Source organism: Mycobacterium sp., from assembly GCF_052143115.1.
Taxonomy (GTDB): Bacteria; Actinomycetota; Actinomycetes; order Mycobacteriales; family Mycobacteriaceae; genus Mycobacterium.
Genome location: NZ_JBKQTQ010000250.1, coordinates 57,041 through 65,812, shown reverse-complemented (window position 1 = coordinate 65,812; position 8,772 = coordinate 57,041). Strand labels below are relative to the sequence as shown.

General features: G+C 65.2%; 5 protein-coding genes. 2 read left to right on the top strand and 3 right to left on the bottom strand.

Translation table 11 applies throughout. From position 1 onward, the window contains the following. The first annotated feature begins 386 nt into the window (after nucleotides 1-386). Together ACLQI9_RS24765 and ACLQI9_RS24760 are read left to right on the top strand one after the other, a co-directional pair. A complete protein-coding gene (locus ACLQI9_RS24765; RefSeq protein WP_442378683.1) occupies nucleotides 387-1,562 on the top strand; it encodes a metallophosphoesterase family protein in 1,176 nt (391 codons plus the stop codon). Further along, the gene (locus tag ACLQI9_RS24760) at nucleotides 1,559-4,174 is read left to right on the top strand and encodes an AAA family ATPase (protein WP_442378684.1); all 2,616 of its coding nucleotides are present in this window, start codon (nucleotides 1,559-1,561) and stop codon (nucleotides 4,172-4,174) included. Before ACLQI9_RS24765 ends, ACLQI9_RS24760 begins: the two co-directional genes overlap by 4 nt. 114 nt (nucleotides 4,175-4,288) lie before the next feature. Here the strand turns inward: ACLQI9_RS24760 and ACLQI9_RS24755 are convergent, their stop codons facing one another. From ACLQI9_RS24755 to ACLQI9_RS24745, 3 genes are read right to left on the bottom strand one after another with little or no spacing between them, the layout of a single operon-like run. Beyond that, nucleotides 4,289-5,977 carry an ABC transporter family substrate-binding protein gene (locus tag ACLQI9_RS24755; protein ID WP_442378685.1) on the bottom strand — a complete coding sequence of 563 codons (1,689 nt, stop codon included), beginning with the start codon at nucleotides 5,975-5,977 and terminating at the stop codon, nucleotides 4,289-4,291. After that, nucleotides 5,961-7,811 (bottom strand): dipeptide ABC transporter ATP-binding protein, encoded by a 1,851-nt coding sequence (locus ACLQI9_RS24750; RefSeq protein WP_442378686.1) that lies wholly within the window; start codon nucleotides 7,809-7,811, stop codon nucleotides 5,961-5,963. Before ACLQI9_RS24750 ends, ACLQI9_RS24755 begins: the two co-directional genes overlap by 17 nt. Beyond that, a complete protein-coding gene (locus ACLQI9_RS24745; protein WP_442378687.1) occupies nucleotides 7,808-8,767 on the bottom strand; it encodes an ABC transporter permease in 960 nt (319 codons plus the stop codon). The genes ACLQI9_RS24750 and ACLQI9_RS24745 overlap by 4 nt, the downstream gene beginning before the upstream one ends. Nucleotides 8,768-8,772 lie beyond the last annotated feature (5 nt).

The window sequence follows — 8,772 nt, the reverse complement described above, 5'->3', positions numbered from 1 at the left end:
CCTTACCCGCCCGTCGATAGCGAACCGCGATCGCCCTCGTCACGGCACTGCGCTGCGCCAACGTCAACCCCATCATCCGGCGGTAGCCCAGCCCCACCCCACAGGCCCGAACGACACGCCGTACGCGAGCATTCACACATGAGGCAACGAAGGAGCTACGCGGGCATATTTGATGAGTCAACGCGGAGTCAACGCGCGCCGACTCTCCGCGGGACTGATGTGGCAGGTGTGACTGTTGCGCGTCGATGAGACGACCCGCGCCGCTCGACGTCCGACGAATGTCGGACCTGCCGATCGAGGTCCCCGGACTTGTCGGCGCCGAGTCCTACACTCGCGGTGCCCGGTCGCAGACCGGCCGGACATGAAGCAGAAGGGACGGGGTCGCAATGCGATTCGTGCATACCGCCGACTGGCAACTCGGCATGACCCGTCACTTCCTCGCGGGCGAAGCACAGCCGCGGTATTCGGCGGCTCGCCGAGACGCCGTGGCCGACCTGCGATCACTGGTAGCCGACGTCGGCGCCGAGTTCGTCGTGGTGGCCGGTGACGTCTTTGAACACAACCAGCTCTCGCCACAAGTGGTCAGTCAATCACTGGAAGCCATGCGCGCCATCGGGATTCCGGTCTATTTGCTGCCCGGCAACCACGACCCGCTGGATGCGTCGTCGGTGTACACCAGCGCACTGTTCAAGGCCGAACGCCCCGCCAACGTGCGATTGCTCGATCGTGCCGGGTTGCACGAGGTCCGCCCTGGCCTGCAGATCGTGGCCGCACCATGGCGATCCAAGGCGCCGACGACCGACCTGGTTGCCGACGTGCTCAGAGATCTTGAGGGTCTGCCCTCTGACGGGGTCACCCGGGTACTCGTCGCTCACGGCGGTGTCGATGTGCTTGATCCCGATCCCACAAAGCCTTCGCTGATCCGGCTGGCCGGCCTGGAAGACGCGTTGGCCCGTGGCGTGGTGCAGTATGTGGCGCTCGGCGACAAGCATTCGCTAACTCAAGTCGGCAGCAGCGGACGTGTCTGGTATTCCGGCTCCCCGGAAGTCACCAATTTCGATGACGTTGAACCCGATCCCGGCCATGTGCTGGTCGTCGATGTCGACGAGACGGATCCGCAGCGCCCGGTCACCGTTGACGCGCAGAAAGTCGGTCGTTGGCGGTTTGTCACCCTGCATCGTCAGGTGGACAGCAGCCGCGATATCGCCGACCTGGATCTGAACTTGGATCTGATGCCTGACAAGGACCGGACGGTGTTGCGGCTGGCCATGATTGGTTCGTTGACGGTCACCGACCGCGCTGCCCTGGATGCCTGCTTGGACAAATATTCGCGATTGTTCGCTTCGCTGCGCGTGTGGGACAGCCACAGCGATCTGGCGGTCATACCGGCCGACGGCGAGTTCACCGACCTCGGCATCGGCGGCTTCGCCGCGGCGGCGGTCGAGGAACTGGTCGAGACGGCACGCACCGGGGATGCCGAAGTCGCCGGCGACGCGCAGGCAGCGCTGGCGCTGCTGCTGCGGCTGACCGACAAAGGCCACCAAGGTCGAGGTGCGGCATGAAGTTGCATCGACTGGTTCTGAAGAACTACCGCGGCATCGACTACCGCGAGATTGAATTCCCCGACCACGGCGTCGTCGTGGTTTCGGGAGCCAACGAGATCGGCAAGTCGTCGATGATCGAGGCGCTAGACCTGCTGCTGGAATCAAAGGACCGTTCGACGAAAAAGGAGGTCAAGCAGGTCAAGCCGACCCACGCCGACGTCGGATCCGAAGTAACGGCCGAGATCAGCACTGGCCCTTATCGTTTCGTTTATCGCAAGCGCTTCCACAAGAAGTGTGAGACGCAGCTGACGGTTCTGGAGCCACGCCGCGAACAGCACAGTGGTGACGAGGCGCATGACCGCGTGCAGTCCATGCTGGCCGAGACCGTCGACACCGAGCTGTGGCATGCCCAACGGGTGTTGCAGTCAGCGTCGACGGCGGCGGTGAATCTTTCGGGTTGCGACGCGCTGACCCGGGCGCTCGATGTCGCGGCGGGTGACACCGCAGCGCTGTCGGGCACCGAGCCGCTGCTCATCGAGCGGATCGATGCCGAGTACGGCCGCTACTTCACCCCGACGGGTCGTGCCACCGGCGAGTGGTCCGATGCGATCGCCGCGCTCCGCGACGCCGAGGACGAGGTGCAGCGATGCGCCGCGGCCGTCGCCGAGGTCGACGACCGCGTACATCGGCACGCCGCACTGACTGCCGAGCTGGCCGAGTTGTCGCCACTTCAACAGGCGGCCGCGGTCCGGCGGACCGCTGCCCAAGCCGCCGACGACAATATCGCTCAGCTCACCGAACAGGTAAAAGAAGCCGGGCTGATCGCTGCCGCCGCGGCCGCGACCAGCACCGCGTCGACCAGCGCGCACACCGAGCGGGTACGGCTGCGCGCCGAAACCGACACGCGCGCCGCCACGGTCGCGGCGGTCGAAGCCGAAGCGCGAGCGGCCGCGGAGGCGCAGGCGACGGCGCGCGAAGTCACCGTCGCGGCCGACGCCGTGGTCGAGGAGGCTAGCTCGCTCCTGGCCGCTGCCCAGCAGCGAGCCGAGACGGCCCGGCGCGCGGTCGACGAACTGGCCCGCCGTGACGAGGCCGATCGGTTGGCAACCCGACTTGCCAAGATCGACGCCGCGCAGCGCGACCGTGACCTGATCTCCGGCGAACTAACGACAATCGCACTGACCGACAACCTTTTTCGACAAATCGAGCAAGCCGCCGCGGCCGTCGAAAGAGTAGAGGGCCGACTCGCGTTGGTGTCGGCGACGGTGGAATTCGTGGCGGCCACCGACATCGAACTCGTCGTTGGCGACCAGCGGGTGTCGCTGCCCGCGGGCCAGAGCTGGACGACCACTGCGGGCGGCGCCACCGAGGTCGAGGTTCCCGGTGTCCTGACCGCGCGGTTCACTCCGGGCGCGACGGCCCTCGACATTCAGGCTGAATACGCTGCAGCGCAACAGGATCTGGTCGCGGCCCTGGCGGCCGCGCAGGTCCCTGACGTGGCAGCGGCGCGGCATACCGATCAGCGGCGGCGCGAACTACTGAGCGGCCGCGATCAGTTGACCGCAACCCTGGTCGGCTTGTGCGGTGACGACGAGGTCGAGCACCTGCGCTCCAAACTGGCCGAGTTGCGTGCCGCTCAGCAGGCCGACGACATCGGGATGGACGCCACCGCCGCGCGTGCCGAACTCGAGGAGGCCGACGCGGCTCGCGTCAAAGCCGGCGCCGACCTGGAGACGCATCGCCGGGTCGCGGCCGCGGCGGCGGCCAAGCTCACCGAAATATCCACGCAAGCAACCCTTTCGAACGACAAACTGGCTACCCAACGTGCCGAGCTGGCTGGGGTTGCTGACCGGCTGGCTCAGCAGCGCGCGGCCATCGCCGACGATAAGCTGCAGGCCGCCGCGGAAGCAGACCTGCAGACCGCGCAGGCGGCGAAACAACGGGTTGCCGAGCTGTCCGAACAACTGGCCGCCGCGGCACCTGACGCGGTGGCCGCCGAACTGGCTGACGCCACCGAGGCGGCTGAGGCAATAAAGGCCCGCCACGACGAGATCGCCCGCACACTGCACGAGATTGGTGTGGAGCTAACACTATTCGGCACCGAGGGCCGCAATGGCAAGCTCGATGCCGCTGAGACCAGGCGCGAACACGCCCGAAGCGAGCACACCCGGGTGGGCAGCCGAGCCCGCGCCGTCCAGTTGCTGCGGACGGTGATGGTCCGCCACCGCGACACCACAAGGCTGCGTTACGTCGAACCGTTCCGCACCGAATTGCAGCGACTCGGGCGCCCGGTGTTCGGCCCCAGTTTCGAGGTCGACATCGACACCGACCTGTGCATCCTCAACCGCACCCTGGACGGTTGCACCGTGCCGTATGAATCGCTGTCGGGCGGGGCCAAGGAGCAACTCGGCATTCTGGCGCGGCTGGCCGGAGCAACGCTGGTCGCCAAAGAGGACGCCGTCCCGATTCTGATCGATGACGCACTCGGCTTCACCGATCCGGGACGGTTGGCCAAAATGGCCGAGGTATTCGACACGCTGGGCGAGCGCGGACAGGTAATCGTATTGACCTGCACACCAGCCCGATACGACGGTGTCAAGGGCGCACAACGTATCGAACTGTGCGCCTAGCGATCCTTCGCCGCGCGCTCAGCGCGCTTCAGCGGGGCATTGATCCGTTGGCAGGTGTCCTCCATCGCGCCGATTTGCGGACGCGATAGCGGCCCGAGGAAATTGCCGGCTACCTCAGCCGCGCATGAATCCGATAGCGGTGTAGTCCACGTCGGCCAGCCCGGGCGCGCCGAAGTTGGCCAGATCCCTGCGCACCGCGATGTCGCCGGGCGACTGAAACAACGGCAGGTTGAACCCTTCCCGCCAGATCATCGCGTCGACCTTGTTAGCGAGCTCGCGCGCCGCGCCTTCGTCCAGCTCGGACAGCGTCTGATCGATCTTCGCGTCGATGCTGGCGTTGCCGATCTTGCCGAAGTTGCCCTCACCGTCCGAGGTATAGATCTGCGGCAGCGCCGACAGCGGGAAAGCGTTACCCACCCAACCGAATTGCACGATGTCGAAGTCGCCGACGCTCACGTACTGATTAAAGAATCCGTTGCCCGCTTTGACGTCGAGCACCAGCTTGACGCCGATCTGCGCCAGGTTCTGTTGAGCAACCAGGGCGATCTGCCGAGCGGCCGGTGAGTCGAACAGTACGTCTCGGACGACAAGCTTTTTACCGTCTTTTTCCCGCACCGCGCCATTGAGCTTCCAGCCCAGCGCATCCAAGTCTCTGCGGGCCTGATCAGGGTTGTAAGCGGCTGGCGCACTGTTGTTTTGGTAGCCCTGCTGGCCGACCACGTAAATGTGATTGTCGAGCGGCACTGGATCATCGGTCAGACCGTGCTGAACGACATTGACAATCGCCTGGCGGTCGATGCCTCGGCAGATTGCCAGCCGCAGCTTGTCGTCGGACAGGATCGATCCGGGTGCGCCGTTGAAGGTGAAGTGATACCAGGTCGGTGCCGGCGCGCTGCGGATCACGACTCCCGGGGTGCGTTCGGCTGTGACCATATCGTCGAGCGTGCTCACGCCGGCAGCATCGATCGCGTTGTTTTGCAGGGCGGGGATGACGGCGGAGGAGTCGAGCACCAGGAAGGTGATGGAGTTCAGCCGCGGCTTCCTGCCCCACCAGCGGGGATTGCGGGTCAGCACAATGCGCTGGGCGCTGTGGTCAATCCGGGACACAATGAAAGGTCCGGCTGACGGCCCGGGGGCGTCGAGTTGGCCCTTGTTGAAGGCGTCCGGGGTTGACGTCATGCTGCGGGGTTGCATGCCGCCGGCAAACATCCCGCGCCACTCCGCATACGGCTGGGCGAAGGTGATCACTGCCTGGCGATCGTCGACGCCCCTGGCCACCGATTTGACTCGCTCGAACCCGGCTCTACTGGCGATCAGGTAGCGCTTGTCGCGGCCGCTGCACGCCTCGACCTCGGCTTTGAGGTCTTCCCAGGTGATCGGGGTGCCGTCGCTCCACACCGCTTTCGGATTGATCGTCAACGTGACGACCTGCGGGCTGGCCTTGGTCAGCTCGGCAGCGGCGAAGTAGTCGGTGTTGAGTTTCAGCGAACCGTCGGCCTGGGTGATGAACGCCCCCGGCAGCGTCGGCGTGACTATCGAACCGACGTCGGCCGTGTTGCCGTCGATATTCAATACGTTGAAGTTCGCCGGAAACGAGCTGATCGCAAACCGCAGGTTGCCGCCGTCGCGCAGAGTCGTCGGGTCCCGCGGGTTGATATCGCTGGTGGTACCGACCCGCACAGCCCGCCGCCCCACGACGTCCTTGTAACCGTCCGAGCAGCCCGTGATGATCAGACAAACCATCACGGTCGCCAGCAGCGCAACCTTGCGGATCGTCGCGACGATGCTAACCACCGGCGACATCCGGGTGCGCTCGCGGGACTGCGGCCAATAGGCGCCGGGTGTACTCGTGCTGCGGGTTGGTGAACACTTGCTCGCCGGCGCCCTGCTCCACAATTTTTCCCCGGTACATCACCGCGACCCGGTGGGCCAGGTGTTTGACCACCGAAAGGTCATGAGACACAAACAGATAGGACAGCCCGAATCGTCGCTGCAGGTCCAGCAGCAGGTTGATGATGCCGGCCTGAATCGATACGTCGAGCGCCGACACCGGCTCATCGAGCGCAAGGATCTTCGGCTGCAGTGCCAGCGCCCGCGCAATACCAATCCGTTGTTTCTGGCCGCCGGAGAACTCGGCGGGATAGCGGCTGGCGTCGGCGTGGTTCAGTCCGACGATTCCCAGTAGCTCGGCGACTCGTTCCTCAGACCGACGCCTGTCGAATCCGTTGGTGGCCAATGGTTCAGCGATGACATCGAACACCGGGAGCCGCGGGTCCAGCGACGCCACCGGGTCCTGAAACACCACCTGCAACTCGGTCCGCAGCTTACGACGGGCCGCCGAGTCGAGGGCTGCCACGTCGGCGCCGAGAATCTCGATGGCACCGGCCTGGGGTGTGCCGAGCTCGAGGATCTGGCTCAACGTCGTTGATTTGCCCGAACCGGATTCGCCGACAATGCCCAGCGTGCGACCCTGCTCCAAGGTGAAGCTGACCCCGTCGACAGCGCGTACTTCACCGACCCGCCTGCGCAAAACCACACCTTTGGTCAGCGGGTAGGTCTTGGCGAGGTCGGTGACCTGCAGTACCACCGCAGGGTCCGTGACGCTGGTATCGACTGAAACCGGCTGTGTTGATACGTGATAGATCTCGGCCGCGCTGCGCCCCGCGACGTCGCCGGTGCGGATGCACGCTGCCCAGTGACCGTCCCGGATGGTGACGAGATCCGGTTCTGCCGAACGACATTCGCTGATGACCAGCGGACAGCGGGGGGCGAACTGGCAAGCACCAGGAGACAGCGACGTCATCGTCGGCGGCGCGCCCGGGATCGGAACCAGTCGGGTGCCCTGCGGGGAGTCCAGTCGCGGCACCGAGCCCAGCAACCCGGCCGTATAGGGCATCCGGCGGTCACGGTAGAGCTCTTCGACGGTGGCGATCTCGACCGGACGTCCCGCGTACATGACCAGCGCCCGGTCGGCGAACTCCGACACCACACCGAGGTCGTGGGTGATGATCAGCACACCCGCGCCAGTGACGTCGCGCGCGGTTCGCAGCACGTCGAGGATTTGCGCCTGCACGGTGACATCCAGCGCAGTGGTCGGTTCGTCGCAGATCAGCAGGTCCGGATCATTGGCGATCGCGATCGCGATCACCACGCGCTGACGCTCGCCGCCGGACAGTTCGTGCGGGAAAGCCCTTGCCCGGCTTTGCGGCTGGACGATGCCAACCAGTTCGAGCAGCTCAACGGCACGCTTGCGGGCACCCGCTCGGCTGACCTCGCGGTTGTGGACCCTGATGGCTTCGGCTATCTGGTCGCCGATGGTGTAAACGGGCGTCAGCGCCGACATCGGATCTTGAAAGACGGTGCCGATCGACTTGCCGCGAATCCGTGACATCGCCTGGTCGGGCAACCCGAGTAACTCGTCGCCGTGTAACCGCACCGATCCCGACACGTCAGTGTTCTCGGGCAGCAATCCGACGACCGCCATCGCGGCAGTGGTTTTCCCTGAACCGGATTCGCCGACGATGGCGACCACTTCGCCAGGGTCGATGCGGTAACTCGTACGGCGCACCGCGGACACGCGCGCGTCTCCGGTGTCGAAGGTGACGTTGAGATCCGCGACCTCGAGCAGGGCCGTCACTTTCGGCGCCGCTTCCTACGGCGTGATGATCGGCTGCCCGGATCCAGCGCGTCCCGCAGTCCGTCTCCGGTGAGGTTGGCGCACAACACGATCAGCACCAATGCTCCGGCCGGAAACAGGAATACCCAGGGAAATGTGGTGGTCGAAGGGGTGCCGTCGGCGATCAGCGTACCCAGCGAGACGTCGGGTGGCTGAATACCGAATCCCAAAAAGCTCAGCCCGGTTTCGGCCAGGACCGCGAAGCCGACGTTGAGGGTCGCGTCGATGATGAGGATCGACGCGACGTTCGGCAGGATGTGGTGCATAATCACGCGGCGATCCGGCACTCCCATAAACCTTGCCGCACGGATGAATTCGCGTTCTCGCAGGCTCATTGTCAGGCCGCGCACCATCCGCGAGCTGACCATCCAACCGAATATGGCCAGCAGAATGATGAGCCACAACATGCTGCTTGACTGTTTGATGCGCGGAGTGATGATCGCGATGATCAAGAAGCCGGGCACCACCAGCAGCAGATCCACCAGCCACATCAGCGCCCGGTCACGCCAGCCGCCGAAGTAACCGGCAATCGACCCGACGGTGGCGGCGATGCTGGTCGATATCAGTGCCACACAAAAGCCGATCAGCATCGACTTCTGCATGCCGCGCAGGGTCCGGGCCAACAGATCCTGGCCGAGCGCGTTGGTGCCGAACCAGTGCTTGACTGATGGTGGCTGCAGCAGCGCGTGGTAGTCGAGGGCGTTGTAGTCGTAGGGGAGTAGCGGCGGCAGCCCGTAGCAGCCGACGAACAGCACCACCAACAGAATCAACGCCACCACGGCAGGCCTGTTGCGGATGAAGCGCCGTATGACCAGGCTTCGTCGCGAGGTGAAGGTGGCTGGCTTGATGCCCACTCGCAGCGGGGTGGTGTCCGTGGTGGTCTCTTGCGTGATGAGCGCATCGTCGGCGGGTGTCATGAGCG

Coding starts and splice junctions, on each gene's coding strand:
- ACLQI9_RS24760 (WP_442378684.1), top strand. CDS start 1,559: ATGAAGTTGCATCGACTGGTTCTGAAGAACTACCGCGGCATCGACTAC.
- ACLQI9_RS24765 (WP_442378683.1), top strand. CDS start 387: ATGCGATTCGTGCATACCGCCGACTGGCAACTCGGCATGACCCGTCAC.
- ACLQI9_RS24755 (WP_442378685.1), bottom strand. CDS start 5,977: ATGTCGCCGGTGGTTAGCATCGTCGCGACGATCCGCAAGGTTGCGCTG.
- ACLQI9_RS24745 (WP_442378687.1), bottom strand. CDS start 8,767: ATGACACCCGCCGACGATGCGCTCATCACGCAAGAGACCACCACGGAC.